This window comes from Mesorhizobium sp. B2-3-12, from assembly GCF_006442205.1.
GTDB lineage: Bacteria > Pseudomonadota > Alphaproteobacteria > Rhizobiales > Rhizobiaceae > Mesorhizobium.
Genome location: NZ_VFVR01000002.1, coordinates 585,515 through 612,494, shown reverse-complemented (window position 1 = coordinate 612,494; position 26,980 = coordinate 585,515). Strand labels below are relative to the sequence as shown.

At 65.0% G+C, this 26,980-nt stretch carries 24 protein-coding genes and 1 pseudogene; 9 read left to right on the top strand and 16 right to left on the bottom strand.

Annotated features, from left to right (window positions below):
• Window positions 1-225: 225 nt before the first annotated feature.
• Window positions 226-369: pseudogene (locus FJ948_RS08305) on the top strand (amino acid ABC transporter permease); the annotation flags it as partial.
• Between the two features lie 10 nt (window positions 370-379).
• Here the strand turns inward: FJ948_RS08305 and FJ948_RS08300 are convergent.
• From FJ948_RS08300 to FJ948_RS08250, 11 genes are all read right to left on the bottom strand, one after another.
• Window positions 380-1,261: an SMP-30/gluconolactonase/LRE family protein gene (locus FJ948_RS08300; protein ID WP_140703235.1), complete on the bottom strand. Its 882-nt coding sequence runs from the start codon at window positions 1,259-1,261 to the stop codon at window positions 380-382.
• 2 nt (window positions 1,262-1,263) lie between these two features.
• Entirely contained in the window at window positions 1,264-2,232 is a 969-nt protein-coding gene (locus FJ948_RS08295) for an ABC transporter permease (protein WP_140703233.1), read from the bottom strand.
• Window positions 2,229-3,206, bottom strand: a complete 978-nt coding sequence (locus FJ948_RS08290; RefSeq protein WP_224694435.1) for an ABC transporter permease — start codon at window positions 3,204-3,206, stop codon at window positions 2,229-2,231. Before FJ948_RS08290 ends, FJ948_RS08295 begins: the two co-directional genes overlap by 4 nt.
• Window positions 3,207-3,263: 57 nt before the next feature.
• Window positions 3,264-4,766: a sugar ABC transporter ATP-binding protein gene (locus FJ948_RS08285; protein WP_246677476.1), complete on the bottom strand. Its 1,503-nt coding sequence runs from the start codon at window positions 4,764-4,766 to the stop codon at window positions 3,264-3,266.
• Window positions 4,767-4,834: 68 nt separating this feature from the next.
• The gene (locus FJ948_RS08280) at window positions 4,835-5,902 is read right to left on the bottom strand and encodes a substrate-binding domain-containing protein (protein WP_140703227.1); all 1,068 of its coding nucleotides are present in this window, start codon (window positions 5,900-5,902) and stop codon (window positions 4,835-4,837) included.
• A gap of 68 nt (window positions 5,903-5,970) precedes the next feature.
• A complete protein-coding gene (locus tag FJ948_RS08275) occupies window positions 5,971-7,035 on the bottom strand; it encodes a substrate-binding domain-containing protein (RefSeq protein WP_246677475.1) in 1,065 nt (354 codons plus the stop codon).
• A gap of 264 nt (window positions 7,036-7,299) precedes the next feature.
• On the bottom strand, window positions 7,300-8,070 hold the full coding sequence (locus FJ948_RS08270; protein WP_140703225.1) for a GntR family transcriptional regulator: 771 nt from the start codon (window positions 8,068-8,070) through the stop codon (window positions 7,300-7,302).
• Between the two features lie 82 nt (window positions 8,071-8,152).
• The gene (locus FJ948_RS08265; protein WP_140703224.1) at window positions 8,153-8,878 is read right to left on the bottom strand and encodes an E3 binding domain-containing protein; all 726 of its coding nucleotides are present in this window, start codon (window positions 8,876-8,878) and stop codon (window positions 8,153-8,155) included.
• Window positions 8,875-9,885, bottom strand: coding sequence for a C-terminal binding protein (locus FJ948_RS08260; protein ID WP_140703222.1), 1,011 nt, complete (start codon window positions 9,883-9,885; stop codon window positions 8,875-8,877). Before FJ948_RS08260 ends, FJ948_RS08265 begins: the two co-directional genes overlap by 4 nt.
• Window positions 9,886-9,918: 33 nt before the next feature.
• Complete coding sequence (locus FJ948_RS08255; protein WP_246677474.1) at window positions 9,919-12,312, bottom strand: thiamine pyrophosphate-dependent enzyme; 2,394 nt, start codon at window positions 12,310-12,312, stop codon at window positions 9,919-9,921.
• Between the two features lie 137 nt (window positions 12,313-12,449).
• On the bottom strand, window positions 12,450-13,670 hold the full coding sequence (locus FJ948_RS08250; RefSeq protein WP_140703219.1) for a mandelate racemase/muconate lactonizing enzyme family protein: 1,221 nt from the start codon (window positions 13,668-13,670) through the stop codon (window positions 12,450-12,452).
• Window positions 13,671-13,789: 119 nt separating this feature from the next.
• On the opposite strand from FJ948_RS08250, the gene FJ948_RS08245 reads away from it, so the two are divergent.
• Genes FJ948_RS08245 through FJ948_RS08230 form a run of 4 tightly spaced genes read left to right on the top strand, consistent with a single transcriptional unit; the run spans window position 13,790 to window position 17,612 of the window.
• Entirely contained in the window at window positions 13,790-14,584 is a 795-nt protein-coding gene (locus FJ948_RS08245) for an SDR family oxidoreductase (RefSeq protein ID WP_140703217.1), read from the top strand.
• Window positions 14,585-14,589: 5 nt separating this feature from the next.
• Window positions 14,590-15,438 (top strand): transketolase, encoded by an 849-nt coding sequence (locus FJ948_RS08240; protein WP_140703215.1) that lies wholly within the window; start codon window positions 14,590-14,592, stop codon window positions 15,436-15,438.
• Window positions 15,435-16,424 carry a transketolase C-terminal domain-containing protein gene (locus FJ948_RS08235; RefSeq protein WP_140703213.1) on the top strand — a complete coding sequence of 330 codons (990 nt, stop codon included), beginning with the start codon at window positions 15,435-15,437 and terminating at the stop codon, window positions 16,422-16,424. The genes FJ948_RS08240 and FJ948_RS08235 overlap by 4 nt, the downstream gene beginning before the upstream one ends.
• 9 nt (window positions 16,425-16,433) lie before the next feature.
• Window positions 16,434-17,612 (top strand): mandelate racemase/muconate lactonizing enzyme family protein, encoded by a 1,179-nt coding sequence (locus tag FJ948_RS08230; protein WP_140703211.1) that lies wholly within the window; start codon window positions 16,434-16,436, stop codon window positions 17,610-17,612.
• A 287-nt stretch (window positions 17,613-17,899) separates the two neighbouring features.
• Here the strand turns inward: FJ948_RS08230 and FJ948_RS08225 are convergent, their stop codons facing one another.
• Window positions 17,900-18,940, bottom strand: a complete 1,041-nt coding sequence (locus tag FJ948_RS08225) for a LacI family DNA-binding transcriptional regulator (RefSeq protein ID WP_140703209.1) — start codon at window positions 18,938-18,940, stop codon at window positions 17,900-17,902.
• Window positions 18,941-19,184: 244 nt separating this feature from the next.
• On the opposite strand from FJ948_RS08225, the gene FJ948_RS08220 reads away from it, so the two are divergent.
• Genes FJ948_RS08220 through FJ948_RS08205 form a run of 4 tightly spaced genes read left to right on the top strand, consistent with a single transcriptional unit; the run spans window position 19,185 to window position 23,589 of the window.
• Window positions 19,185-20,195: an ABC transporter permease gene (locus tag FJ948_RS08220; RefSeq protein ID WP_140703207.1), complete on the top strand. Its 1,011-nt coding sequence runs from the start codon at window positions 19,185-19,187 to the stop codon at window positions 20,193-20,195.
• 56 nt (window positions 20,196-20,251) lie between these two features.
• The gene (locus FJ948_RS08215) at window positions 20,252-21,226 is read left to right on the top strand and encodes a substrate-binding domain-containing protein (RefSeq protein WP_140703205.1); all 975 of its coding nucleotides are present in this window, start codon (window positions 20,252-20,254) and stop codon (window positions 21,224-21,226) included.
• A 54-nt stretch (window positions 21,227-21,280) separates the two neighbouring features.
• Window positions 21,281-22,831 carry a sugar ABC transporter ATP-binding protein gene (locus tag FJ948_RS08210; protein WP_246677473.1) on the top strand — a complete coding sequence of 517 codons (1,551 nt, stop codon included), beginning with the start codon at window positions 21,281-21,283 and terminating at the stop codon, window positions 22,829-22,831.
• Window positions 22,828-23,589, top strand: a complete 762-nt coding sequence (locus tag FJ948_RS08205) for an SDR family NAD(P)-dependent oxidoreductase (RefSeq protein ID WP_140703201.1) — start codon at window positions 22,828-22,830, stop codon at window positions 23,587-23,589. The genes FJ948_RS08210 and FJ948_RS08205 overlap by 4 nt, the downstream gene beginning before the upstream one ends.
• On the opposite strand, the gene FJ948_RS08200 is transcribed toward FJ948_RS08205, so the two are convergent.
• The 4 genes from FJ948_RS08200 to FJ948_RS08185 all read right to left on the bottom strand — a co-directional run bounded on the left by FJ948_RS08200 (window position 23,586) and on the right by FJ948_RS08185 (window position 26,929).
• Window positions 23,586-24,485, bottom strand: coding sequence for an aldose 1-epimerase (locus tag FJ948_RS08200; RefSeq protein WP_140703199.1), 900 nt, complete (start codon window positions 24,483-24,485; stop codon window positions 23,586-23,588). The genes FJ948_RS08205 and FJ948_RS08200 overlap by 4 nt on opposite strands.
• Window positions 24,469-25,062, bottom strand: coding sequence for an SDR family oxidoreductase (locus FJ948_RS08195; protein ID WP_140703197.1), 594 nt, complete (start codon window positions 25,060-25,062; stop codon window positions 24,469-24,471). Before FJ948_RS08195 ends, FJ948_RS08200 begins: the two co-directional genes overlap by 17 nt.
• 8 nt (window positions 25,063-25,070) lie before the next feature.
• A complete protein-coding gene (locus tag FJ948_RS08190) occupies window positions 25,071-25,850 on the bottom strand; it encodes an SDR family NAD(P)-dependent oxidoreductase (RefSeq protein ID WP_140703195.1) in 780 nt (259 codons plus the stop codon).
• An 83-nt stretch (window positions 25,851-25,933) separates the two neighbouring features.
• A complete protein-coding gene (locus FJ948_RS08185; protein ID WP_140703193.1) occupies window positions 25,934-26,929 on the bottom strand; it encodes an ABC transporter permease in 996 nt (331 codons plus the stop codon).
• Window positions 26,930-26,980: the final 51 nt, after the last annotated feature.

Below are 26,980 nucleotides of genomic sequence, written 5' to 3'. Positions count from 1 at the left end.
AGGCTCCCACCGCATCTTTCAATGATTACCCGGCAGCGCCCATGAGCGGGCGCGCCGAAAAGGCAGGCCGTCGCGCCACGCCCCGACGCCTTGACGTCAGGGCCGAATGAAAAATTATGGTACCAGTATCAAATCACAAGGAACCATCACGCCAGGACGCTCATGAACAGGCGAATAACATTATAATAGCATACCGTTATAACTCGTAGAGAAGCCGCTGACCAGCCGGTGATGGTGTTCGGCACGGTGTCGCTGATCTATTTCGCCCTGTGCTGGCCGCTGTCGCTCTATGCCGGCTATCTCGAACGTCGTTTCGCTACCGGAATGACGCGCAAGGTCGAGACGTCGCTGGTGATGTCGGCGGTCTGAGCGAAGCTGCCTATCCCTTGAACGCCGGCAAGGTCAGGCCCTTGACGCCGACCTCGAGCGCGAACAATCCGCCAGGATTCTTCTGGCCGGTGAAATGGCTGGCCGGGCGCTTCAGCACGGCCGAGGTGACATAGAGGATGTCGAGGTCCTTGCCGCCGAACTCGCAGCAGGTCGGCAGGTCCGTTGGCAGCAGCACCGTCTGCATCAGCCTGCCGTCGGGGTCGTAGCGGCAGACCTTGCCGGTCACAGGGATGGTCACCCAGTAGCAGCCCTCGGCATCGACGGTGGCGCCGTCGGCGACGCCGCCAGTCACGGTCATGTCGATGAAGGTGCGGCGGTTCTCGATATCGCCGGTGGCAGGATCGAAATCATAGGCCCATACCGCGCCGGAATGGCTGTCGGAGAAATACATTGTCTTTGAATCCGGGCTCCAGGCCAGCCCGTTGGAGCAGCCGATGCCGTCGATCATTTTGTGCACGGAGAGATCGGCATCGAGCCGGTAGAGCGCGCCGATGAATTCGATCGGCTGGCCCGGCACCTCGAACATCGAGCCCGACCAGAAGCGTCCCTGGCGGTCCGGCTTGCCGTCGTTGAAGCGGGTCTTCGGCATACGCGCTTCCGGATCGACGATCGCCTCGAACCGGCCGGTCGCCGGGTCGAAGAAATGGAAGCCGTCGGTCATGGTCAGCACCAGGCCGCCCTTTTCGCGCAGACCGAGGCAGCCGAGATATTCAGGCGTCTCGAAGACCTCGTCCTGGCCGGTCGCGGGGTCGTAGCGATGGATCAGCTTCTTCCAGATGTCGATCCACCAGAGCACTCCGGCCTGGGGATCCCAGAGCGTGCCTTCGCCAAGTTCGGCCCCGGCATCGACGACACAGGTGATTTCGACCATGGTCAGCCCTCTTTTCTGCGTAGCTTGCCGCCGAGGCCGGCAAAGGCCTCGCTGCCGATCGAGACGGTGAGCAGGATCACCGCGCCATAGACGATGAGCAGCGCGCCGCTCGACAGGTTGAGCGCCGGCAAAAGACCGGTGAGGATGGTCAGCACCATGGCGCCGGCGACTGTGCCGAGATAATGCCCGCTGCCGCCGAGGATCGAGGCGCCGCCAATGGCGACCGCGGCGATCGAGGTGAACAGATAGGCGTCGCCCATGCCGAGATAGGCCTGGCCGGAATAGCCGGTCAAAAGCATGCCGGCGAAGGCGGCGGTAAGGCCCGAAATCACATAGGTGAGGATGGTGGTGCGTGCCGTCGGGACGCCTGAGAATTCGGCCACGGTGGCGCTGGTGCCGAGCGCGTAGAGATGGCGGCCGAAGGCTGCCTTGGACAGCAGCACGGTCGCCGCCAGCGTCAGCGCGAGCCAGATCAGCGCGATGACCGGGAAGCCGCCGATGCGGCCGACCGACAGGAACTGGATCAGGGCCGGCGCCGAGGGGGTCGGCGAACCGCCGGTCAGCACCAGGATCAGGCCTTGCAGGATGACGTTGGTTGCCAGCGTCATGATGATCGGCGGTACGCCGAACCGGGCGACGCCGACACCGTTGACCAGCCCGATGAAGGCGCCGCCGGCAAGCAGCAGCGGCATCACCCAGGTGAGCGGCAGGTCCTGCCCGCCGCACAGCAGCGCCATGATGATCGCCGCCGAATTCAGCACCCAGGGCACGGAGAGATCGATGCCGCCGCCGATGATGACGAAGGTTTGTCCGAGCGCGACGATGCCGACAAAGGCCGCCAGCACGACGGTGGAGCGCATGTTGGAGACGGAGAGGAAGCCCGGCGAGAACAGCGCCGTGACCAGGAGCAGCACGACCATGCCGGCATAGGCGAGCACGATGAGCCGGTTGCGGGCGAGAAAAGCGCTCATTGGACGCGGCCCCTTGCGGCCTTTTCGGCGACGGAACTGGCGAGCACCGAGAGCAGCAGGATGACACCCGACGCGACCGGCTGCCAGTAGCTCGACACATGCAGCACGAAGACGAGGTTGCCGATGAGGGTGAGGACGAAGGCTCCAATCAGCGTGCCGGCGAGGTGACCGCGGCCGCCGAACAGGCTGACGCCGCCAATGACCGCCGCCGCCACCGAGGGCAGGATGTAGTCCTTGCCGATGGTCGGCGAACCGGCACCGGTCTGTGTCACCAAAAACAGCGCCGCGCCCGCCGCGAACAGGCCGGACAGGCCGTAGGTGACGAGATTGACGCGGGTGATGGAGACACCCGACAGGAAGGCCGATTTTTCGTTCGATCCGGTTGCCTGGATCGAAATGCCGACCCGAGTGGCGCGGAACCACCACCAGAACAGCAGCAGGACCAGCAACATCCAGACCGGGCTTGTGAGGCCGAAGAGCTGCGTGGAGGCAAAGCCAACCCACCAGGAAGGCACGCTGCCGCCGTCCGTCGGCAGGATGATCATGGCGACGCCGTTGAGGATCGACCACGTTGCGAGCGTGACGAGAAAGGGCTGCAGCTTGAGCAGCGAGATCAGCAGGCCGTTGAGCGCACCGATGACAAAACCGAGTGCAAGGATAGCCAACGCCCAGAGCGCGGTGGTCGACGGATCATCGGTGAACCGCGTCGCGGCGATCACCGTGCCGAGGCTGATCATGCCGCCGATCGACAGGTCGATGCCGCCGCGCAAAAGCACGATGGTCTGGCCCGTCGCCGCCAGCATCAGCGTCATCGCCGCCGCGGTGTCGAGATTGAGTTCGTCCAGCGTGAAGACGCCGGATTGCAGGCTGCCATAGATACCGACAATCAACGCCAGCATCAGGCAGGCAACCAGGAACGGCGCACGGTCGAGCGCGCGGCCGCGCCAGCCGATGGCCGGCGTGGTTGATTTCATATCGGCCGGCCTTTGCATCGTCTCGCCAGTCTGCTCCGCGCTCGCCATCACCATGCCTCAGGCCGCCTCGCGTTCAAGCATGGCGGCGCGCAAGATACCGGCCTCCGAGATGCGATCGCCTTCCAGCGTCGCGGCGACACGCCCGTCACGCATCACCATCACGCGGTCGGCGACGTGGACGAGTTCCGGCATGTCGCTGGAATGGAACAGGATCGCATAACCCTTCGCGGCGAGGTCGCGCATCAGCTGGAAGATCTCGCCCTTGGTGCCGACATCGACGCCGCGCGTCGGGTCGTAGAGCAACAGCACGCGCGCCTGCGTCAGCAGCATCTTGCCGAAGATCACCTTCTGCTGGTTACCGCCCGACAGGGTACCGGCGAGCTGTTCGGGCGTGCCGGCCTTGATGCGCAGGAAATCGACCATTTCCTTGACCAGCGCCGCTTCCTTTTGCCGGCTGAGCAAGCCGTTTTCGGTGAAGCGCCTGATCACCGACAGCGTCAGGTTCTCGCGCACGCTCTTGGTCAGCAGCAGACCTTGCCCGCGCCGGTCCTCCGGCACCAGGGCGATACCATCCCTGCCGGTCAAGGCCTGGCGTGGATTGTTGATCGAGACCGGCTTGCCCCAGAGTTTAACGGCGCCGCTCGCCCTGCTGGCGCCGAACAGCGCCTGGAACAGTTCGCGCTGGCCATGGCCCTGCAGGCCGCCGACGCCCAGCACCTCGCCTTCGCGCAAGGCAAAGTCGACACCGGAGAGCCGGCTGCCGCTCGATAGGCCCTCGACCCTTAGCGCGACGCGATCCGTTGCCGTGGCCACCCGCTCGGGATAAAGCCGGTCGAGATGCCGGCCGATCATCTGGGTGACGATCTCGGTGTCGGACACGGCGTTGGCCTCGTGCGCGGCGACTGTGGCGCCATTGCGAAAGATGGTCAGCCGGTCGGCGATGGCGCGCACCTCGGCCATGCGGTGCGAGATGAAGATGACCAGCCTGCCTTCCGCGGCCAGCTGCCGGGTGAGCTTCAGCAGCCATTCGGCTTCACGCGCGGGCAGCGCCGAAGTCGCCTCGTCGAGGATGAGGATGCGCGGGTCCTTGGCCAGCCCCTTGGCGATCTCGACGATCTGGCGTTCGGCCAGCGTCAGCCGCCGCAACTCCTGGTCGGGGCGCAGGGCCGGAAAATTGTACTTTTCGAGCAAGGCAAGTGTCTTGCGGCGCATCTCGGCGCGGTTGACGGTGCCAAGCCACGTCCTTGGCTCGTGGCGGAACCAGATGTTCTGTTCGACGCTGAGGTCGGGGACCAGCGACAGTTCCTGAAAGACGGCGGCGATGCCGCGCGCCTGCGCCGCGTCGGGATTGACCGGGCGATAATCCTGCCCGTCGACCAGGATCGAGCCGCCATCGTGCTGTACGGCGCCCGACAGGATCTGGATGAAGGTGCTTTTGCCGGCGCCGTTCTCGCCGAGCAGCGCATGCACCTCGCCGGCGCGGGCACTGAATGTCGCATCGCTCAGCGCAACGATGCCGCCATAGCGTTTGGACAGGCCTGTGACGGTAACGAGGTCCATGGAAGCGCCTTCGAAAAGCTCTCCCGACATCTTGCGATGCCGGGAGACAGGGTCGTGGTCTCGCGATGTTACTTCGAGCCGGCCGCTTCCGCAGCGGTGATCTCGACCCAGTCGGGCGTGATCGGCAGCGTCAGGCCGGGCGCCTGGTCGGGGAAGGCGTTTTCGCCGACCGCGATCTTGATCATCTTGGTGCCGGGATAGAGCTTGGACTCGAAGGGATCGGTGGTGACGAAATCACCCTTGACCGAGACAGAGCGTTCCGCCGGCTTCTTGCCGGTGTCGAGGATCTCGACCGCCAGCTTGATCGCTTCCGAGGAAAGGTAGGCCGGATTGGAGCCAAGGATGCACTTGGCCCCTTGGGTCTGCGCACAGGTGACGGCGGCGACATTGTAGGAGAAGCCGACGACCGGGACGATCGGCCGGCCGGCATCCTTCAGCGCCTGGATGGCGCCCGAGCCGTAGCCTTGCGTCATGATGCCGTCGATCTTCGGGTTGGCGGCCAGCAGCGCCGCCACACCGGACTGTTCCGGCCCAAGCGCGTAGTTGCCGTTGTAATAGCCGACCACCTTGATGTCGGGATATTTGGCCAGCACCTTTTCATAGCCGCCCTGCAGTTGCGCCGAGATCGGCGCACCGGCCAGGCCCCGGTCGAGGATGATGTTGCCCTTGCCGCCAAGCTGCGTGGCCATCCATTCGGCCATCACGGAGGGGATGCGGTCCCAGTCGGAAGCGACGGCGAAGGCGCAGGGTTCGGTCACCACCTGGTCGAAGCTGATGACGACGATGCCGGCGTCGCAGGCCTTCTTGATGGTCGGGTTGAGCGCCGAATCCGAGCCGGCGTCGACCAGGATGGCGTCCGGCTTCTGGCGGATGATGTTGTTCAGCGAATTGATCTGCGCCTGGACGGTGTTCTCGACATTCTCGATCTTGAGGTCGACGCGGCCTTTCAGCGGCCCCTTGTTGACCGAGACGGTGGCGACGCGCTCCATCTGCTGGCGCCAGTCATTGCCGACGAAATTGTTGGAGAGATAGATGGTGTAGGGCTTCTTGTCCTCGGCGTGACCGGCCTGCATGCCGATCGCCGTCATGGCGACGGCAAGTGCCGCAAGGCCGATGTTACGGCTCAATGTTCTCATGATTTTCTCCTCCCAGTTTTTCGTTTCGAAACAGCGCCGCCGGACAGTGGCGCATTGCATCCGCAAAGTCAGGTTCCCGAGGCCTCCTTGGGCGTGATTTCAACCCAGTTCGGCGACACCGGCAAGGACAGACCCGGCGCCAGATCGGGAAATACGGTCTTGCCCAATTCGATCTTCGCCGCCGAGGAATTCGGCGCGTATTTGGCGTCGACCAGATCCGTGGTCAGGCCGGGTGAATTGAACAGCACGGTGGTGTCGGCCGGCTTCTTGCCGGTGTCGAGTATGTCGACCGCGAGCTTGATGGCCTCGGCCGAAAGCGACGGCGGATTGGCGCCGAGCCAGCATTTGGCGCCCTTGGTCTGCGCGCAGGTGACGCCAGTGCCGTTGAAGGCCGCGGCGACGATCGGCACCAGCGGCCGATCGGCATTCTGCAGCGCCTTGATGGCGCCGGTGCCATAGCCCTGCGAGAAGATGCCATCGACTTCCGGATGCGCCGCAAGCAGGCTGGCAACGCCTTCCTGTTCGGGGCCGGCGGCGTAATTGCCGTTGAAATAGCCGACGATCTCGATGCCGGGGTATTTCTTCAGCACGGCGCCGAAATTCTTCTCGAACTGTTCCGAGATCGGCGCGCCGGCAAGGCCGCGGTCCATCAGCACCTTGCCCTTGCCGCCGAGGATGGAGGCCATCCATTCGGCCTGGTTGTTGGCCATGATGTCGAAATCGGAATGCAGCTTGTAGGCGCATTCGGCCGACACGGTCTGGTCGAAGCTGACGACGACGATGCCGGCGTCGCAGGCCTTCTTGATGGTCGGATTGAGCGCCTCGGCCGACGACGCATCGATCAGGATGGCGGCGGGCTTCTGGCGGATGATGTTGTTCAGCGAATTGATCTGCGCCTGGACGGTGTTTTCGGCGTTCTCGATCTTGAGGTCGACACGGCCTTTCAGCGGCCCCTTGGTGGTCGCGACATTGGCGACGCGCTCCATCTGCTGGCGCCAGTCGTTACCGACGAAATTGTTCGAGAGATAGATGGTGTAGGGCTTCTTGTCTTCGCTATGGCCAGGCGTGGCGGACATAGACACCGCGAACCCTGCAAACGCCACGAAGCAGGCGCTCAAGCTCCTCAATTTCATGGTCTCCTCCCTGTGTTCCTACCCAGCCGGTGACGGACTGCGCCATCTTGATCAGTTGAGAAGGTGTTTGCATGATACCGGTACCAATTACAGATGTCAATTTGACCGGGGCTCTCCCAAGGCTACGCCTGCAGGCAAGATTTCGCCGGATTCCTCCCCAGCGACGCCTCCCGAAGCAGGCATCTCAGCCTAGCTATCATGCTATTATAATTTTATGGTCCTGTCTATGCGGACAACATCAGAAAATACCGCCTCGGGCGGGCTTCAGGACAGGTCGTTGGGCGCATCATAGGTGATGCTGAAAATGTCGGCGGGGTGACGCGCGACGGAGAATTCGATGCTGCGCTGGTCCGCCGACTGGTAGAGCATCTCCACCGTCAGCACGGCGGCCCCAAGTGAAATACCGAGGTCGGCGGCAACCGCCTCGTCGGCGATCTCGGCGCGCACCGTCACATGCGCCACATCGAGCCGCAGGCCAAGATGTTTCTGCACCGAGCGGAAGATCAGCACGTCGGAAAAGTCCTCCCGCTTCAACCGGGCGCCGACATCGGGCGGAAAATAGGTGGTGATCTGCGCCTTGCGCTGCTCGCCGATCGACAGCACGCTGCGCAGGCAATAGCCGGCCTCGTCCTTGCCCATGCCGAAATGGCGCTGGAGCACGGGCGAAACTTCCTTGCGGTAGGATTTCACCGCCAGCTTGGCGTCCTTGGTGAAGGCCGCCATGTCGGCGAAATTCTTGAACTTCCAGCTCAGATTGACCGAGGGGCTGCGCGCCGCGACTACCGCCGGCTTGGCCGAGCGCTTCCTGATCAGGCCGTCGGCCTCGAGATCGCGCAGCGCCTGGCGCACGGTGATCAGGCTGACGCCGAAATGCTCGGCGATGGTCGCCTCCTTCGGCAACTCGCCGCCGACCGGGAAGGTGCCGTTGCCGATCGGCTCGCGCAGGATATCGGCGAGCTGCCGGTAAAGTGGCCCGTTGGCGCGGCCGAGCGTGCGCTTGGGAAGACTTTCGATGGTGGGAACGGAATGGTCCATGTGCCTCGTCGCGCCTGTGTCGAAGCTTTTATAATAGCTTCCGTCGCCCGAGGCTAGGTAAGGCCGACGATCGTCAACCGTCTCAGACGAAGAGCCTGAGCGGATGTTCGATGGTCGATTTCAGCGCCGAAAGCCATAAGGCTGCTGTCGCTTCATCGATGCTTGCGGCATCCACCGTCAACAGGCATTCGGCATGGTCGCCTGGCGTGCCGATCGAGACGGCCAGACGCATGGCCCGGCCCGGCAGAAGCGGCATCATCACCGGCCGGATGTCGCTTGCGGGCAGCATCCGCAGGGACAGCACCGCCGGCTTTTCCGCCGCGTCACGACTGTCGCCCAAGGCCGAAAGCCGCATCGCGCGCAGCGATGTCAGCGGCACCTCTGGGACCATCGAGAAAACAGCCTGCCTTCCTGCCAGTTCAAGGGCCACCGCCGCCTCGCCAGCCACGGCGTCCGGCACCTCGGCAAATGCGCGGCCGGCGGCGCGTAGCAGGACATCATCGATATCGAATGCGCGCCCCGAATTCTCGAGCGCCGCCAGAAGCTCCTTCAGCGCGCCCAGCGCGACGGAAGTCGCGAAGGCCGCGATGCGGGGCGCGGCAATCGAAGACGTCGCTGCGGGAAGGGCGAGTTCGGGCGAAACGACCGCTACGGCGACCGGTACAAAGCCCATCACGTCGGCGGCCAGGATGCGGCCGCCGGGGCCGCTGCCGCTGAGCGCTTCGAGCGGCAGCGAACGCTCACGCGCCAGACGCCGCGCATAGGGCGAAACGGCCAGCCGCCGGGTCGGCGCAACGGCCATGTTCATTTCAGGAACTCAGCGTTGACGCAATTGGTGAGCCGGCCCTCGGCGAGATAGGCATGCACCACCTCGATCGACTTCAGCCGGAGGTCGCGCATCGATGCCGGGCTGTAGAAGGCGGCGTGCGGGGTGACGATCAGCCGATCGACGATCCACGGCTCGCGCCGGCGCCATGCCGCCAGTAGCGGGTGGTCGAGATCGCCGGGTTCGTTCGGCAGCACGTCGAGCCCTGCTCCCCCGACGATGCCGTCGCGCATCGCCGTCTCCAGCGCATCGAGGTCGACGATCGGGCCGCGCGCGGTATTGATGAGCACGAGGCCTGGCTTGGCGGCGGCGAAGGCCGCCGCGCCGAGCAGCTGGCGGGTTTCCTCACTGAGCGGCGCATGGACACTCACCACATCGGCCCGTCCCATCAGTTCGGCCAGCGAATGGACGCGTTCGTAGCCGGTCGACAGGTCGACGCCGGACAGAAGGTGTGGATCATGGAACACCACCTTCATGTCGAAGGCTGCGGCACGGCGCGCGGTGGCGAGTCCGATACGGCCAAGCCCGACAATGCCGAAGGTGGCGCCTTTATGCCGGCGCACCAGCGGCGCCTTGGAGAAATGCCAGCCTTCGGCGCCATGGCCGCGGAGTTCCGCGCCATAGGCTGATGTGCCGCGCGTCAGTGCCAGCATCAGGCCGATGGCGTGGTCGGCGACCTCGGTCGTGCCATAGTCGGGCACGTTGCAGGCCGGAATCTTGCGTGCGCCCCAGCCAGCCGTATCGATGTTGTCGAAGCCGACGCCTGAGCGCACCGCTATGCGCGCCTTGGGAAAGGCTGTTGGAGCGGCGGCGACATTGTGGGTCGGCGAATAGTTGATGACGGCGTCGACCCTCTCGCAGACCGCAGGATCGAGCGTGGCGGCCCTGTCATTGGTCGAGCGGGCGAGGATGAACTCGATGTGGGGATAATGCTCGCGCTCGAGTTCGGCCTCGTCGGCGGCTTGCCAGTTGGCGCACAGGATTTTCATGCCGGTCCTTCGGATCTCGTGGTCGAAAACGATCTATTTCTTGATGCCACCAATGCGGCCGCCCATCGGCACGACAGCACCGACCGGCTGATCGATGGCGGCAAGCGTTCCGCCGACCGGCGCTTCGATCTCGACCACGGCCTTGTCGGTTTCGATCTCGGCGATCAGCTCGCCCTCTTTCACCGAGTCACCCACCGCCTTCAGCCATTTGATGACCGTGCCTTCGCTGACGGTGAGGTCGCCGAACGGCATCGTTATCGGCTCGTCGTCGCTGCCGGCGACAGGCGTCTGGGCCGATGGCGCGGGTGGCGCCGCCTTGGCGGGGGCGGGGGCTGGCTTAGCCGGCGCAGCACTCTTCAGACCGACCGTGTACCAGTGATCCGGGACCGGCGGCTTGCCCGATATGACGTCGCGCGCACCTTGTGAGATCCGGGCCGTGTCGACCAGCATGGCGCGTTCCAGCACCGGGGCGAAAGGGTGCGAGGTCGGCGCCGTGTGCAATCGTCCGGGCGGCGCGTCGAGCTCGTCGAAGGCGAGTTCGTTGATCGCCTGGGCGATCTCGCCGCCAAGGCCGCACATCGCCCAGGCCTCGTCGACGACGAGCAGGCGATGCGTCTTGCGCACGCTGGCGACGATGCTGTCGATGTCGAGCGGCATGATGGTGCGCGGGTCGATCACCTCCGCCTCGACGCCGTCGCTGGCCAGCGTTTCCGCGGCCTCCAGCGCTCGCTGCACCATCTGGCCGGCGGCGACGATGGTGATGTCGGTGCCCGCCCGGGCGATGCGCGCGACGCCGAACGGGACATAATGTTCGCCGACAGGCACCTCGCCCTTGGACGCGAACAGCGCCTTGGGCTCCAGCATGATGACGGGATCGCCGGCCCGCAGCGCCGTCTTCATCAACCCCTTGGCATCGGCCGGGGTCGAAGGCACGCAGACGATGAGGCCGGGCATGTGGGCGAAGACCGGATGGTAGATGCCGCTGTGATGCGGGCCAGAGCTGCGCAGCGCGCCGGCGCCGACGCGCACCACCATAGGCGCGCTCATCAGGCCGCTGGTCATGTAGCGCAGCTTGGCGGCCTGCAGGAAAATCTGGCCGGCGGTCTCGAAAGCGAAGTCGGCGAACATCAGGTCCGAGACTGTTCGCGCGCCGGTCGCCGAGGCGCCGACGGCGGCGGCGGTAAAACCCTGTTCGGAGATCGGCGTATCGACCATCCGCTCGGCGCCGAATTCCTGCCACAGGTTCTTGGTGTGCGCGAAACTGCCGCCGCGCTCGCCGGTGCCCTCGCCGAAATAGAGGATCGCCTTGTTGGCACGCATTTCCTCGGCGATGCCGTCGCGCACGGCTTCGAGCCAGCCTTGCATGCGCGTCTCGCCGACCGCGCGTGGCTGCAGGGCGGCGGGCGGATTGATCGGATCGGCGAAAACATGCAGGCGCACCGTTGCCGGATCAGGCTCCGGCGAATTGCGCGCGAAGGTCAGCGCTTCTTCAACCACCTTCTCGATGCGGGCTTCGATGGCGGCGAGGGCTTCGGCGTCGGCAATACCGTAATCCTCGATCAGCTTCTTGCGGAACATGTCGATCGGATCGCGCTTGATCCAGGCGTCGAGTTCCTCCTGCGTGCGGTAGGTGCCGATGACGGGGTCGCCCTCATGGTGGCCGACGGTGCGGTAGGTCTTGGCCTCGATCAGCGTCGGGCCCTTGCCGGCGCGGGCGCGTTCGGTGGCTTCCTTCATCGCCAGCCAGACGGCGAACACGTCGTTGCCGTCGACCGCCACGCCGGGCATGCCATAAGACGCTGCCTTGCTGGCGATCTCGGGATTGAGCGTGACGGATTTGAGCGGCGTGGCGGTGGCGTAGAGATTGTTCTCGCAGACGAAGACCGCCGGCGCACGCTGCACGGCGGCGAAATTGAGCGCCTCGTGGAAGCCGCCATGGTTGGCGGCGCCGTCGCCGAAGAAGGCGACGCCGATGTCGTCGCGGCCCTGCTGGCGCGCGCTCATGCCGATGCCGACGGCATGGCCGATGCCGGCGGCAACGATGCCGTTGGTGCCGAACAGGCCGACCGAGCGGTCGTAGAGATGCATGGTGCCGCCACGCCCGCCGCAGATGCCGTCGATCTTGCCGAACAGTTCGGCCATGACCCGTCCCGGGTCCGCGCCCTTGGCCAGTGCATGGCCGTGACCGCGATGGGTCGACGTCACCCAGTCGGTTGGCCTGAGATGCGCGCAGACGCCAACGCCGGTCGCCTCCTCGCCTATATAGAGGTGCAGGAAACCGGGCGTTTCGCCCTTGCGGCAGGCGATCTGGGCGATGCTTTCGAAGCGGCGCAGCAGCACCATGCGTTCGAACAGGTCGAGCAGGATTTTCCGGTCGGGCAGATTTGACGCACTCCTGGAATCCTCGCGTGCGCGTGCCGCAGACATTGCCACCAAAGCCTCCCTGAATGCGTCTGGCACCGGGCGGCAGAGCGCCGGCGGCGGGCTTGTTGATCGCCCGCTTCGACGCATCATAGATTATAATAGCATAATGTCTACTGGGTCCGAAAGAGCCGCGTAAGAAGCTAGATTCTGGTGATCCGCACGGTGGCGTCCGGCCGCTGGAACAGCTCCGGCCGCAGGCTGAGACCAAGCCCCGGCCCTTCGAGGGGCGCGACCTGCCCATCGCTGACCGGCGGGATGTCGGCGACGATTTCCTTGTACCAGCCGGTGAAATAGGCGCGTACCGCTTCCTGGTAGTTGACGTTGGGCAAGGTCGCCGACAAGGCGCAACTCGCGGCATAGACGATCGGCCCGGTGCAGTCGTGCAAGGTGACGGGCAGTTCGCTGGCTTCGGCCATGTTGGCGATCTTGCGCGCCTCGGAGAGGCCGCCGCACCAGGCGAGGTCGATCATGATGACGCTGGCGGCGCGCTTGTCGATCAGTTGTTTGAACATCTGCCGCGATGCCAGCCTTTCGCTGGCGGCGATCGGGATGGAGGTGTGGCGGGCGAGCTCGGCCATGGCGTCAAGTTCATTGTAGCGGATCGGCTCCTCCAGCCAGGCGACGTCGTAGGGTTTCAGCGCCTCGGCAATACGCAGCAGAGGCGGCAAGGTCCACAGCCCGTGCAGCTCGACCATGATCTCCATGTCGCGGCCGACGGCGTCGCGGATCTTCTGGAAGGGCTCCAGCGCCTTGTCGAGATCGACAAGCGAGATGCGGGTGCCGTTCGAGGCCTCGGCGGCGATGTCGAACGGCCAGATCTTCATGGCGCCGATGCCTTCCGACTTCAGGCTCCTGGCGAGATCGCCGGCATTGTAGCGCCAGGCGAGCAGGTCTTCATATGGACCTTCATTCGAATCGCCAGATTTGAGCGACCAGTCCTCGCCGCGTTCGAACAGCGCGTTCTTCTTGGTGGCACGGACATGTTTGTAGCCGGCGCAAGTGTTGTAGATAGGCACGCTTCCGTGGGTGCGCCCGCCAAGCAGCCGCCAGACCGGCTCGCCGAGCGCCTGGCCATAAATGTCCCACAGCGCGATGTTGACGGCGGAATTGCCGCGCACCTCGGCGCCGGAATCGCGCGCGCCGACATAGACGCTGCCGAGCGTACGGTCATGCAGCTCGATGTCGCGCGGGTCCTTGCCCAGGAGATAGGACGCGACATTGTCATGTATATAGGCGGCGACCGGACCTGGCGCCCAAAAGGTCTCGCCGGTGCCCACGAAGCCAGCGTCGGTGTGGACGCGCAACCAGAACAGGAACGGGAATTCCGCCAGCTGCAGCGTTTCGAGCGCGACGACTTTCATCTTTCTCTCCCCACTCCAACGGACCGATCGGTCGACAGGACAATAGCATATCCTCGTTGACAGGCATTTATGGTACCGGTATCAATTACGTCAAGATGGCTATCGGGGAGGGTGTTCGCTTGCCTGCCGAAAATCAAAACACGACGTCAAAGCGAGCCCTGGTCACCGGCGCCGCCGGCGGCCTCGGCCGCGAGGTGGCGATCCAGCTAGCGCGTCGCGGCTGTTTCGTCGCGGTGACCGATATCAACAGCGATGGGATTGCCGAGACCGCCAGGCAGATTGCCGGCACCGGCGCGCCGGCCGAAAGCATCGTCAGCGATTTCACCGGGGAAGGCGCGCCGGAAGCGGCGGTCGAAAAAGTCGTCGCGCGCTGGGGCGGCATCGACATTCTGGTCAACAATGCCGGCTATGGCGTCATCGAACCCTTCCTCGACGCCACCTTCAAGGCCTGGACGCGCACGCTGGCGCTCAATGTCACTGCGCTTGCCATGGCTTGCAAGGCGGCGGGCCGGGTGATGCGCGAGCAGCGCTCGGGGCGCATCATCAACATCACCTCGCCGGGTTCGCGCATGGCGCTGCCCGACTACACCGCCTACACCGCGAGCAAGGCCGGCGTCGATTCCATCACCCGCGCCGCGGCGGTCGCGCTCGCGCCCTATGGCGTACTGGTCAACAGCTTGGCGCCAGGCATGATGGACACCGAAATGCAGCGCTCGACCGAAATCGATCTGGCCCGTGCCAATGGCCGCAACGACCTGCAGGCCTTCCTCGACGAACGCACGCGAAGGATCCCGATCGGGCGTCGCGCCGAAATTTCCGAGGTGGCCGAGGCCGTGGTGTGGCTCTGCCTCGACGCGCCAAAATACATGACCGCCGAGCGGCTCAACATGTCGGGCGGGCTCGACAAGGACTGATCCAGATGCCGCGAAACTCTCCCCCCGGCAGCGCCGATATCGGCGCGCTCGAACGCAAGGCAATGCTGCTGCGCCGCCATATGCTGACCATGGCGCGCGGCCAGGGCCAGGGCTATATCGGCCAGGGCCTCGGCATCGCCGATGTCCTGGCGGCGTTGTACTTTCACGAACTGCGTTACGATCCCGCCAATCTGGCGTGGCCCGACCGCGACCGTTTCCTTTTGTCGACCGGGCACTATTCCATCGCGCTGTGGGCAGCGCTGGCCGAAGCCGGCATCCTTCCGGTCGATGAACTCGTCACCTATGGCGCCGACGACAGCCGGCTGGAAATGTCGACGCTCGACACCACGCCCGGCGTCGAAATGATCGGCGGCTCGCTCGGTCACGGCCTCGGGCAAGGCGTCGGCCAGGCGCTCGGCTTGCGTATCGACCGTTCCGACGCACGCGTTTTCGTCGAGCTGTCCGATGGCGAGATGCAGGAGGGCTCGACCTGGGAAGCAGCCATGTCGGCCAGCCACTTCAAGCTCGACGGGCTGGTGGCGCTGATCGACTGCAACGGCATCCAGGCCGATGGGCCTGTCGTGCTCGACATGGAGCCGGTCGCCGACAAATGGCGCGCCTTCGGCTGGCAGACATCGGAGATCGACGGCAACGACATGGCAGCGGTGGTTGGCGCGCTGGCGGATGCGAGAAACCGCAACGGCAAGCCGAAGGCGATCGTGCTGCGCACACTGCCCGGCAAGGGCGTGCCGCGCATCGAAACCTCCGAGAAATCGCACTTCTTCCGCATCGACGTGGCGCAATGGGATGGCATCATCGCCGAGTTCGAGAAAACCGTGGGGGCGAGCCAATGAGCGGCGCGGCGATGGAGGCCGGCCGCACGCTGGCCATGGGCCAGGACGAGGCCGTAGGCGGCGGACGGCGCAGCGTTGAGGCACCTTTCGGCCGGGCATTGGCAAGGCTCGGCGAGAGCCGCCCCGACATTGTCGGGCTGACCGCCGATCTCGGCAAATACACCGACATCCTGCCGTTCCGAGACGCTTTCCCGGACCGCTTCTTCAATGTCGGCATGGCCGAGCAGAATCTGGTGGCCGTCGCCGCCGGTCTGGCGCGTACCGGCAAGGTGCCGTTCGCCACCACCTATGGCGTGTTCGCGACCCGGCGTGCCTATGATTTCGTCGCCATCGCGCTCGCCCACTCCAACCTCGACGTCAAGATCGTCGCCGGCCTTCCCGGTCTGACGACCGGCTATGGCGGTACCCACCAGGCGATCGAGGACCTGGCGCTGATGCGCATGATCCCCGGCCTCACCATCATCGACCCCTGCGACGCGACCGAGATCGAGGCCGCGACCGAGGCGATCGCCGACTATCGGGGTCCGGTCTATATGCGCCTGCTGCGCGGCAGCGTGCCCATCGTGCTCGAGCCCGGCTATGTCTTCGAGATCGGCAAGGCACGCCGCCTGCGCGATGGCAGCGATGTCGGCATTATCTCGACCGGCCTGATGACCGAAAGGGCATTGGATGCAGCCGATGCCTTACAAAAACGGGGTATTGCCGCCGGCGTGCTGCATGTGCCGACCATAAAGCCATTCGACACCGGGGCGGTGGCCGAATTCGCCGCATCGGCTGACCGTATCGTGACAGTGGAAAACCATGTCGTCGTCGGCGGCCTTGCCAGCCTTGTGGTCGAGACCTTGTTCGACGCCGGCATTGCGAAGACAGTGACGCGCATCGGCCTGCCGGACCGCTATATCGAATGCGGCGCGGTGCCGACCTTGCAGGCGAAATACGGCCTGACGACCGAGGCCGTCATCGCGACCATTGCCGCGCTGGATTAGGACTGCCAAATGAAGATCACTGAAATCGAGACCTTTGCCGTCGGCGCCGGCTGGAAGAACTGGCTGTTCGTCAAAGTGCATACCGACAAGGGCATCCATGGGATCGGTGAAGGCACGCTGAACGGTTTCATCAAGACCACCGAAGCCGGCGTGCACGAGTTGAAACATCTCGCCATCGGCCAGGACCCACGCCGCATCAACGCGCTGGCCAAGCGCATGCTGGACAGCGTCTCGCTCGACGGTGGCCACATCCATCGCACGGTGATCGCGGCCATCGAGGTCGCCTGCTGGGATATACTGGGCAAGAGCCTTGGCGTGCCGATCCACCAACTGCTCGGCGGCCAGGTGCGCGACAGCGTGCTCGGCTATGCCAATGGCTGGTACCGCACCGAGCGCACGCCCGAAGCCTTTCTCGAGGCCGCGAAGGCTGTGCTGGCCAAGGGCTTCAAGGCGTTCAAGCTTGACCCGTTCGGCACCGCGCAAGGCTTTATTTCGCGCGAGGAACTGGATCTCTCCTATGCGATCTGCCGGACATTGCGCGATCACCTGCCCAAGGACACGCTGATCCTGATCGACGTGCACGCCCGCTTCACCGAAATCGCGGCGCTGCAGGCGGCACAAAAGTTCGCCGACCTCGACATCTACTGGTGGGAAGAGCCGACCTCGCGCGACCGCCAAGAGACGGTCCACGAAGTGGCGCACCGCTCGCCGATCCCGGTGGCGACGGGCGAGATGTACGACACGGTCGGTCAGTTCTATACGCTGGCCGCGGGCGGCGGCGTCAACATCTTCCAGCCCGAGCCGATGTCGCTCGGCGGCATTGCGCCATCCATGCAGGTTGCCAACCTGGCGCTTGCCCATGGCAGTTACATCGCGCCGCATCAGAGCGGCGGACCGGTGGCGACGGCGGTGTGCCTGCAACTGGCGGCGGCAGTGCCGAACTTCCTCATCCAGGAGCATTTCGACGCCTTCAACGACCCCTGGACGCGCGAGCTTGTCAGCTGGCATCCGACCGTCAATCCCGACAATGGCCACCTGTCCCTGCCCGACGCGCCGGGGCTCGGCATCGACCTCGACATCGATGCGATCAAGGATCATCCCTACGACCCCAACGCCTATCTCAATGTTCACGCGCAGGGTTGGGAGAAGCGGTTGGGGCGGCGGGAAGAGACGGAGATGCGTGGTTAGGTATCTCGGATAGTGATGACCGTTGGAAAGCAAATCGCGAGTCTTCGAGATGACCGATCCTCACTGCCTTCGTCATCCTATGGCGGAGCAAGGAGCGCAGCGACGCGGCGCAGACCATAGGATCCATGCCGTAACGCTAAAGCGTTGGAAACGGTGAAGAATTCTGCTCCACCGCGCCCTCGATTGAGGTCACGGAATGGATCCTAGGGTCTCCGCGACGCCGCTTTGCGGCTGCTCCGCCCTAGCATGACGAAGCTGGAGAGCGCGTCTCGGCTAACATCAAGACGTCAAGCACTCTCCCGGTCGACGATCTCGAAGCCGAGGCTGGTGATGGTCGGCACCTTGGTGTCGCCGCCGAGCCTTGCCAGCAATTGCCGCACGGCGCGCCGGCCCATCTCGTAGCGGTTGACCTTCACCGTGGTCAGCGGCGGATGAAGCTGCGCGGCCAGATCCATGTCGCCATAGCCGGCAATGGCGATTTTTCCCGGCACCGCCCAGCCGCGCCGGTGGCATTCCTGCACGGCGCCGACGGCCAGCGTATCGCTGGAAAAGAAGATCGCGTCGATATCCTTGTGGCGGGAGGTCAGCGTCACCAGCGCTTCCGCACCGCCCTGCGCGGTGATCGGCACCTCGACCTCCAGGTCGGCATGGTTCTTGAAGCCGAGTTCGGTCAATGCTGCGTGGTAGCCGGTGCGGCGCTGCCGCAGACGGTCATTGCCATGGATCGGCGTCGAGACGAAGCCGATGCGCTTGTAGCCCTTGGCCGCCAGATGCATGGTCATGGCATAGGCGGTCTCGAAATTGGAGACGCCGACCACCATGTCGATCGGTTTGCGACCCTTGATCTCTGATATTTCCACCACCGGCGCGCCACTGTTCTTCAGCAAGGCCCGCGCGGTCTCGCTTTGCACGAAGCTCTGCAGGATCATGCCGACCGGACGCCAGCCGAGCAGAGCCCGGATCGCCTTGTCCTCGGCCTCCTGCGTGAATTCACCTTGCACCAAAAGCATCGAATAGCCGCTCTCGTGGCATTCGTCGGACATGCCTTGCACCTGTTCGGCAATGCCCGAATTGATCAGCGGCGGCACCACCGTGCCGATCATGCGGCCATTGCCGCGCATGCTCGAGGCCAGCCGGTTGGGCACGAAGCCGGCCTGTTCGATGGCCTCGAGCACCTTGGCGCGCGTCTCCGGCGAGACCATGTCGGGATTGGACAGCGCGCGCGACACCGTCATCGGTGCAACGCCGACGCGCTTTGCGATCTCGCGCACGCCGAGGCGTCGCGGCGGTTTCTTTCCGCCTGGGCCGTCCCCTGGCCGATCGGTCATCTCGAATGGCTCCAAAGCGCCGACGATCCACCATGGCAATGGGCCGGTGATCGCGCTGCAACGCCCATTCATAGCGTTTGCCGCCGATGCTTTCCAGCGATGGACCGGCTAATGCACCGCCTGAACATTTCTACGTTGACAAGTTATAATATTATAATCTTAATGCCGGAGAGGAGCGCGCCGGATCGGCGTAGGTGCGATCGGCGGCCCAAGGCCGCCGAAGGCGCCGCCAGGGAGGTCAGGAATGAACAGTGCGGCTGAGGTGAGCTCGCCGCCCCGGGATGCGCAATCGTTCCGGCGGCGATTGATCGGCTTCATTGCCGTCGGCGAAGTTGGCGTTTTGGCGGCGATGGCGCTGCTGGTCGCCTTCTTCTGGTTGCTCGAACCTGCCTTCCTGTCGGAACGCAACATCCGCGCCATTCTCAACGTCGTGTCGTTCGTCGGCATCATCGCCATCGGCCAGACGATTCTGCTGGTTGCCGGCGAGTTCGACCTGTCGGTCGGCTCGGTCGCGGGACTGTCGGCGGTGGTTGCCGCCAAGCTGATGACCGCGGCCGCTTTACCGGTGGGCGTCGGCATCCTGGGCGGCATCGGCGTCGGCGCCCTGATCGGCCTTCTCAACGGCCTGATCGTAGTCAGGCTCGGCATTCCGGCCTTCATCCAGACGCTCGGCATGCTGTTCATCGGCCAGGGCCTGATCCAGGTGGTGACCGGCGGCTATCCCGTCTATCCGCTTCCGGAGGCGATCAATACGATCGGCGGCACCGATCTCGCCTTTGGCCTCGGCTGGAGCTTCGCCTTCTTCATCATCGCCGCCGTGGTCGCCGATTTTGTGCTGCGGCGCACCGTGCTCGGCCGCAACATGTACGCCACCGGCGGCAACAAGGAAGTAGCGCATCTCGTCGGCATCAACACCAGTGCCTACAAGATCGGCGCCTTCATCACCGTCGGCGCGCTGTCGGCGATCGCTGGCATGTTCGTCATGGCCGATCTCGGCAGCGGCGGCACCTCGATCGGCAGCGGCTGGGAACTGACCGTCATCGCCGGTGTCGTGGTCGGCGGCGTCAGCCTGTTCGGCGGCGCCGGCACGGTCGCCGGCGGTGTCGTAGGCATCCTGATGCTGAAGGTGGTGCAGAGCGGCCTCGTCGTCATCGGCGTCAACTCCAACTGGCAGCAGATCGCGGTCGGCGTGATCATGGTCATGGCCGTTGGCCTCGACATCGTGCGCCGCCGCTACTTCATTGCCGGCGCCTGAGCCGGTCGGGATATATTGCGCCGGCAAAAATGCCGGCGAACCAAGGGAGGTAAGGCATGGGAATTCACTTGAAGAAAAGGTTGATCCGCGCCGCGCTGCTGGCGGCGACGGTCGCCACCGCACTGGGCTCGGCGGGCCTAGCCCGCGCGGCCGACGTCCACCTGCTCTGGGTGCAGGCGATGAAGGATCACCCCGTGCACAGGCTGATGCAGGCGGGCTTCCTCAACAAATGCAAGGAACTCGGTTATACCTGCGAGGTCGTCGGCGACCCGAGCGCCACCAACTGGGACATTCCCGCGACCTTGCCGCTTGCCGAGGCAGCACTCGCCCGCACCAAATATGACGCCATCGGCGTCTATGGCGTCGATCCGGCGATCTATTCCTACATCACCAAACTGGCCAAGGAAGGCTTTCCCATCGTCACCTGGCACGTCCTGCCGCCGGAAGGCACCGTCAACGGCCTCAAGGCGGCGACCGGCGAAGACATCGCCGAGGTCGGCGCCAATGCGGCCATCGCCATCGGCGACAAGCTTGGCGGCAAGGGCACGGTGGCGCTGACGCAAGGCGCCTCCAACGACACCGAAAACGCCATGTCGGACGCCTTCCGCAAGACCATCGCGGCAAAGTATCCCGGCATCAAGGTGCTCAACACGCAGATGGAAGGCTTCGAGCCTTCGGCGGCGGAAGCCAAGGCGGTGGCCATCCTGCAGGGCAATCCCGACGTGACCGCCGCCTTCGGCACCACCGGCAACAGCATCCAGACCTGGTCGGGCGCCGCCCGCAAGGCCGGACGCGACGTCGTCATCATCGGCATGGACTACATCAGGCAGAACCTCGACCTGGTGAAATCGGGCGCCGCCTACGGCATCGTCGCGCAGCCGCTCTATGAGGAGAGTGCCAAGGTTGCCGAGCTGCTCGGCGACCTCGCCCAGGGCAAGACGGTTCCCTACAGCAATCCGTTGCCGGCCAAGGTGATCACCGCGGCCGACCTCGATCCCTACTACAAGATGCTGGACAGCGCCGGTCAGTAACACCTGCCGCCGGGCCCGCATCCCGCGGACCCGGCAACATCCCGAGGGACAATTGTGTCGAGCACCCAAGCGCCGCTGTTTTCAGCCACCGCGATCACCAAGAATTTCGGCGGCGTGCAGGCGTTGCGCGGGGTCGATTTCGACGTGGTCCCTGGTGAAATCCACGCTCTGCTAGGCCAGAACGGCGCCGGCAAGTCGACGCTGGTCAAGATTCTCAACGGCGTACATCCGGCCGGCTCCTACACCGGCACCGTCCAGCTCGACGGCCGGCCCGTCAGCTTTGCCTCGCCGGCAGACGCGCGGTCGAACGGTGTCGGTTACGTTCCACAGGAAATCGAGGTTCTCGAACAGCTCTCCGTCGCCGAGAATGTCTTTGCCGGTCGCACGGGTCTCGGCGACGGCGTGCTGGTTCACCAGCGGAGGCTCGAGCAACGGGCGGCCGAGATCTTTGCCGATCTTGGCATCGATATGGACCCCAGGGCCTATGTCGCGTCGCTGACCTCGGCGCAGCGCCATCTGGTGATGATCGCGCGTGCCATCGTCCTGAAGCCGCGCGTGTTGATGCTGGACGAGCCGACCGCCTCGCTCTCGGGCACCGAAGTCGATGCGCTGTTTTCCGTGCTGCGCCGGCTCAAGGCGCAAGGCGTGGCGATGATCTATATCACCCATCGCCTGCCGGAGGTGCTCGCCATCTGCGACCGCGCCACCGTGCTGCGCGACGGGCAGGTGGCGGTGCGCATTGCCCGCGAGGATTTCGACGCCGAGACCTTCATCTTCTCGATGTCCGGCCAAAGGTTGCAGCGGCTGTTCCCCGAGCACGCCGCGCCTGTGGGCGCGCCGGCCGCGCTAGAGGTTCGCCATCTCACCGTCGCCGGCCATGGCGGTGCCGTCCATGGCGCGAAGGATATCGACCTGTCCGTCGCGGCCGGCGAGATCGTCGGGCTGGCGGGTCTGCTCGGCTCCGGACGCAGCGAGATCCTGCACGGCATCTACGGCCGGGTGCCGGCCGAGGGCGAGATCCATGTCGGCGGGCAAGCCGTATCGATCAAATCGCCCAGGGATGCCCGTGCCGCCGGCATCGCGCTGCTGACCGAGGATCGCAAGCGCGACGGCCTGCTGTTCAACCTGCCGGTCGGCGCCAACATCACCATCGGAAATCTCGCGCCCCTGTCGCGGCACGGCGTGGTGCGCGGCGGGCTGGAGCGCGGCGCCATCGTTACAGCCATGCGCGCTCTCAACGTCAAGGCCTCGTCGCCGCAGGCCGCCGTCACCCATCTGTCGGGCGGCAACCAGCAGAAACTGCTGTTTGCCCGCGTGTTGATGCGGGCGCCGAAGGTGCTGCTGCTCGACGAGCCGACCAAGGGCGTCGACGCCGCAACCCGCCACGAGATCTATAGGCTGGTGGTCGAGCTGGCCGACAAGGGCGTCGCGCTGCTGATCGTCGCCTCGGAACTTGAGGAACTGATCGGCCTCTGTGACCGCTGCCTCGTTGTCGCCGATGGCCGCATCGTCGACGAATTCGGCCGTGGCGAAGGCGGCGAGGGCCGCGTCTTGCGTTCGGTGACCAAGGCGCAGGCCGAGCGCCAGGCACAGGTTACGGCATGACATTTGCCGGCAAACGCGTTTTCGTCACTGGCGCGGCGACGGGGATCGGCCGGGCGACGGCGGACTATCTTGTCGCCGAGGGCGCCAAGGTCCTTGGCGCCGGGCTGGACGGCGATGACGGCAAGGCACTCGCAAGCCGCTATGGCGAAAGCCGGCTGATCTTCCGCGAGAGCGACCTCACCCGCGAAGCGGACGTCCAGGCCGCCGTGGTGGCGGCGCAAGAGCGGTTTGGCGGGCTCGACGCGGTCGTCAATTGCGCCGGCATCTATCCGACCGGCAAGCGACTGGAAGAGCTTTCCGACGAGGATTGGGACAGGACGATCGCCGTCAATTTGACCGCGATCTTCCGGGTCTGCCGGGCAACCCTGCCGCTGCTGCGCGCGACGGGCGGCGGCTCGATCGTCAACATCGCCTCCGTGCATGCCGACGCCACGGTTCCAGGCGTGCCGGCGTATGCGGCGACCAAGGCAGCGGTCGTCGGCCTGTCCAGGCAGATGGCGCTCGACTATGCCGTCGACCGCATCCGCGTCAACGCCGTGCTGGTCGGCTCGGTCGCCACGAGAATGACGCTCGACGGCCTGGAGGCCGCCGGCGGCGCGGAAGCGCTGGGCCTCTCCTTCGAGCCCAACCGGATCGCCCGCATCGCCAATCCCTCGGAGATCGCCACGGCGATAGGCTTTCTGATCTCGGACGCCGCGTCCTTCGTCACCGGCAGCGCCATGCAAGTGGATGGCGGTCTGCTGGCGCGGCTGCTTTAGGATTGAAGCGCGAAGGGCATGAACGAAACAGCGCCGGCTGCACTTTCCCCCGGGCCAAGCACGATGACGCCCTCTTCCGGATCATCCCATTGGCCCCGATTGAAGGCCCCGGATGCGTTGGTCTGTGGCTCGACGCAGAAATATGGCTTGGTCGGATCGGCATAGAGCATCAGATGCCTGAAGATCGGATCGGCCGTGATCCGCAGCCCAGCACCGCGCGAGGGAAAGCGGATGATCGCCTCGCCGTTCCAGCCGCCATAATCATTGTTGCGCCAGCCCGCCGGCAGCGGCCGGCCTTCGGCGAAGTCGAGTTCGGGTGGCAAGCCGATGGGATCGCCGGAAACGCCGTCGGGCTCTTCGAGATAGAAACGCCTGGCCTTGAATTGCAGCGTCACATCCGGATCGCGGTCGAACCAGGGATGCAGGCCGAAGCCGAACGGCAGGGCAACCGGCCCGGTGTTGGTCAGTGTCATGGTCACACCAAGCCCTCCACCGGAAACGACGAAAGCTTGCGTCGCGCGATAGAAATAAGGGTCGGCTCCGGCGGCGATATCCAGTGTCAGGATCGCGCTGGCTGTTCCTGCCTCCACCACGGTCCAGGCTTGTTGCCAGCCGCTGCCATGCACGTTGTATTTTTCCGGCGGGTTGTTGGGCGCGACCTGCCAGCGTTTCCTGGCGAAATCGAAGACATTTCCGGCGATCCGGTTGGCATAGGGCGTCATCGGAAACATGGCAACGCCGAGCACATTGCCGGCTTTGCGATCATCCTCCGAAAGCCGGCGCATCAGATCGACGCCGCGCCAGCGCAGTGAACTGACGGAGCCGCCGATGTCAGGCACAAGCCCGACCTCGAGCGCGCCGGCCTTCAGTGTCAGCGGTTCAGAAATTACGCCCATAGCCCGCCATCCATCCACCGTCGACGCCCAGCATCTGGCCCGTCGTATAGGTGTTGAGTGGATCGCAGAAGAACAGCACGGCCGCAACCGCTTCCTCGATATTGCCGGCGCGGTCGACCGGGACGTGGCTGAGCATAGCCTTGTCGCCCGAAACCATGGCCTCGTCCTCAACCAAGCCGACACCGACGGCATTGACCAGGATTTTGGGGCCGAACTCCATGGCCAGCGTGCGCATGCCGGCCAGGATCGAGGCGTTCTCCATGGAAAAGCGCGGATGGCGACGCATCGGCATGCCGGCGGCCACCGAAAGCAGGAAGACGATGCGTCCGCCGCCGCGCTCGGTCATGGCCACCGCCGCCTTGCGCGCGGCCGCATACAAGGTGCCGGGATTTTCCGCCGTGGTGCCCGGACGCAACGGGCATGACACCAGAACGATGTCGGGGGGCGGGACCCCGGCGGCCCGCGCCCCTTCGGTGATGCGGCCGCCATTGGCGCGCAAGGCGGCGAGTGCGGCTTCGGCAACCGGATTGCTGGCGCCTTCCAGTTCTATCGTCGCGCCGGCGAGATCGATTTCCATGGCCCCGCTCACATCATGTATCCCGCCGTCCAGCCGCCATCGACGGCCAGCACCTGGCCATTGACATAGCTGGCCGCCGGCGAGGCCAGGAACAGCACCGCCTCGGCGATCTCTTCCGGCTGGGCCGGCCGGGCCAGCGGCAAATGGGCGAGGAATTCCTGCGTGCGCCCGGCGAACTTGCCGTCCTCGCCATAGAACAGCTTGGCGGTCAGCGCCGTCATCACCGAACCCGGCGCGATGGCGTTGGTGAGAATGCCCCTGCCGCCGAGTTCGATCGCCATCGAGCGCGTCAGATGGATGATGCCGGCCTTGGCGGCGACGAACGGGCTTTGCAGCCGCATGGCGGCAAGTCCGACCACCGAGGCGATGTTGACGATGCGCCCGCCCTTGCCGGCGGCAAGCATCGGGGCCAGTGCCGCGCGGCTCACGATGTAGAGGCCGTCGAGGTCGATGCCGGTGATGCGGTCCCATTCCTCGGTCGGGAATTCCTCCAAGGTGACGCGATGCGCCAGCGTGTTGACGCCGGCATTGTTGATCAGGATATCGAGGCGGCCATAGCGCTGCATGAGCACGGCGATCGCGGCGTCCACCGAGGCGGGGTCGCGGATATCGGTGGCGCAGGCCATCGCATCGCCCAAGCCGGCCGCAACTTCTTTTGCGCCTTCGCCATTGATGTCGGCGACGACGACCGCCGCGCCATTGTCCGACAGGCGCTTGGCGATCGAGCCGCCGATCGCCCCGGCGGCTCCCGTGACCAACGCTACCTTGCCTCGCAAATCGCAGCGCATGTCCCGTCAGCTCCCCCGCCAGCACCGGTTATGCTATTATAATAATCTGGCGGCTGGGACAAGCAGTTACACGGGCGCGGGACTTATTCCGCAGCCGCGCCGACCGCGCCCTTGCGGGCGGCATCGACCATCCGCCGGCGTGCCCGGAACACGCCCCATTGCTGGTCGACCAGCACGCCGATGAGGATGACGCCGCCCATCACCGCGAAGTTGAGCGAGGACGGGATGCCGAGCAGATTGACCAGGTTCTGCAATTCCTGCAGCAGCACCGTGCCCAGGAGGACGCCGATCAGCGAGCCCTCGCCGCCGCGCAGCGAGAAGCCGCCTAGCACCGCCGCCGCGATGGCGTAGAGCTCGTAGAACTGGCCATGGCTGGCCGGCGAGATCGAGCGCGTATACATGGCGAAATAGATCGCCGACAGCGCGGTGAGCACGCCGCAGATGACATAGGCCGCCATGACGACACGCCCGGTGCGGATGCCCGAATATTTCGCCGCCTCCTCGTTCTTGCCGATGGCGTAGAGATAGCGCCCGAACACCGAGCGGTGCAGCACCACCCACATGACGATGGAAATCACGATCAGCGCGAAGAAGGAGTTCGGCACGCCCCAGGAGCGGCCGGCGGTGAGGAATTCGAGATCGGGAAAATTCTGGCCGAAGGCAAAACCCGCCGTGCCGTCGGCGGTATAGAAGCGCGCGACGCCGCGATAGATCAACAGACCGCACAAGGTCACCACGAAGGGCTGCAATTTCAGCCTTGTGATCAGCCAGCCATGCGCCAGCCCGATGATGGCGCCGAGCACCAGGATGAGCACGAAGGCAACGGGCCATCCCATGCCGCGCACGGCGATGAAGTCGATGAACAGCGTGCCCAGCAGCGCGACGACGGAGCCGACGGAGAGTTCGATGCCGCCGGTGATGATGACGAAAGCCTGGCCGATCGACAGGATGCCGAACAGGCCGATCAGGTTCGAGGTGTTGGCGAGATTGATCGGCAACAGGAAGCGCGGATTGATGATGGCAACGATCGCGCCGACCACCAGGATCAGGATCAGCAGGCCGAGATCTTTCTTTGTCATCGTCTTCTCCCCAATGCCGGCCTGGACGGATCGCGCTTGCGCGACCCAGGC

Coding starts and splice junctions, on each gene's coding strand:
- FJ948_RS08300 (WP_140703235.1), bottom strand. CDS start 1,261: ATGGTCGAAATCACCTGTGTCGTCGATGCCGGGGCCGAACTTGGCGAA.
- FJ948_RS08295 (WP_140703233.1), bottom strand. CDS start 2,232: ATGAGCGCTTTTCTCGCCCGCAACCGGCTCATCGTGCTCGCCTATGCC.
- FJ948_RS08290 (WP_224694435.1), bottom strand. CDS start 3,206: ATGAAATCAACCACGCCGGCCATCGGCTGGCGCGGCCGCGCGCTCGAC.
- FJ948_RS08285 (WP_246677476.1), bottom strand. CDS start 4,766: ATGGACCTCGTTACCGTCACAGGCCTGTCCAAACGCTATGGCGGCATC.
- FJ948_RS08280 (WP_140703227.1), bottom strand. CDS start 5,902: ATGAGAACATTGAGCCGTAACATCGGCCTTGCGGCACTTGCCGTCGCC.
- FJ948_RS08275 (WP_246677475.1), bottom strand. CDS start 7,035: ATGAAATTGAGGAGCTTGAGCGCCTGCTTCGTGGCGTTTGCAGGGTTC.
- FJ948_RS08270 (WP_140703225.1), bottom strand. CDS start 8,070: ATGGACCATTCCGTTCCCACCATCGAAAGTCTTCCCAAGCGCACGCTC.
- FJ948_RS08265 (WP_140703224.1), bottom strand. CDS start 8,878: ATGAACATGGCCGTTGCGCCGACCCGGCGGCTGGCCGTTTCGCCCTAT.
- FJ948_RS08260 (WP_140703222.1), bottom strand. CDS start 9,885: ATGAAAATCCTGTGCGCCAACTGGCAAGCCGCCGACGAGGCCGAACTC.
- FJ948_RS08255 (WP_246677474.1), bottom strand. CDS start 12,312: ATGTCTGCGGCACGCGCACGCGAGGATTCCAGGAGTGCGTCAAATCTG.
- FJ948_RS08250 (WP_140703219.1), bottom strand. CDS start 13,670: ATGAAAGTCGTCGCGCTCGAAACGCTGCAGCTGGCGGAATTCCCGTTC.
- FJ948_RS08240 (WP_140703215.1), top strand. CDS start 14,590: ATGCCGCGAAACTCTCCCCCCGGCAGCGCCGATATCGGCGCGCTCGAA.
- FJ948_RS08235 (WP_140703213.1), top strand. CDS start 15,435: ATGAGCGGCGCGGCGATGGAGGCCGGCCGCACGCTGGCCATGGGCCAG.
- FJ948_RS08230 (WP_140703211.1), top strand. CDS start 16,434: ATGAAGATCACTGAAATCGAGACCTTTGCCGTCGGCGCCGGCTGGAAG.
- FJ948_RS08225 (WP_140703209.1), bottom strand. CDS start 18,940: ATGACCGATCGGCCAGGGGACGGCCCAGGCGGAAAGAAACCGCCGCGA.
- FJ948_RS08220 (WP_140703207.1), top strand. CDS start 19,185: ATGAACAGTGCGGCTGAGGTGAGCTCGCCGCCCCGGGATGCGCAATCG.
- FJ948_RS08215 (WP_140703205.1), top strand. CDS start 20,252: ATGGGAATTCACTTGAAGAAAAGGTTGATCCGCGCCGCGCTGCTGGCG.
- FJ948_RS08205 (WP_140703201.1), top strand. CDS start 22,828: ATGACATTTGCCGGCAAACGCGTTTTCGTCACTGGCGCGGCGACGGGG.
- FJ948_RS08200 (WP_140703199.1), bottom strand. CDS start 24,485: ATGGGCGTAATTTCTGAACCGCTGACACTGAAGGCCGGCGCGCTCGAG.
- FJ948_RS08195 (WP_140703197.1), bottom strand. CDS start 25,062: ATGGAAATCGATCTCGCCGGCGCGACGATAGAACTGGAAGGCGCCAGC.
- FJ948_RS08190 (WP_140703195.1), bottom strand. CDS start 25,850: ATGCGCTGCGATTTGCGAGGCAAGGTAGCGTTGGTCACGGGAGCCGCC.
- FJ948_RS08185 (WP_140703193.1), bottom strand. CDS start 26,929: ATGACAAAGAAAGATCTCGGCCTGCTGATCCTGATCCTGGTGGTCGGC.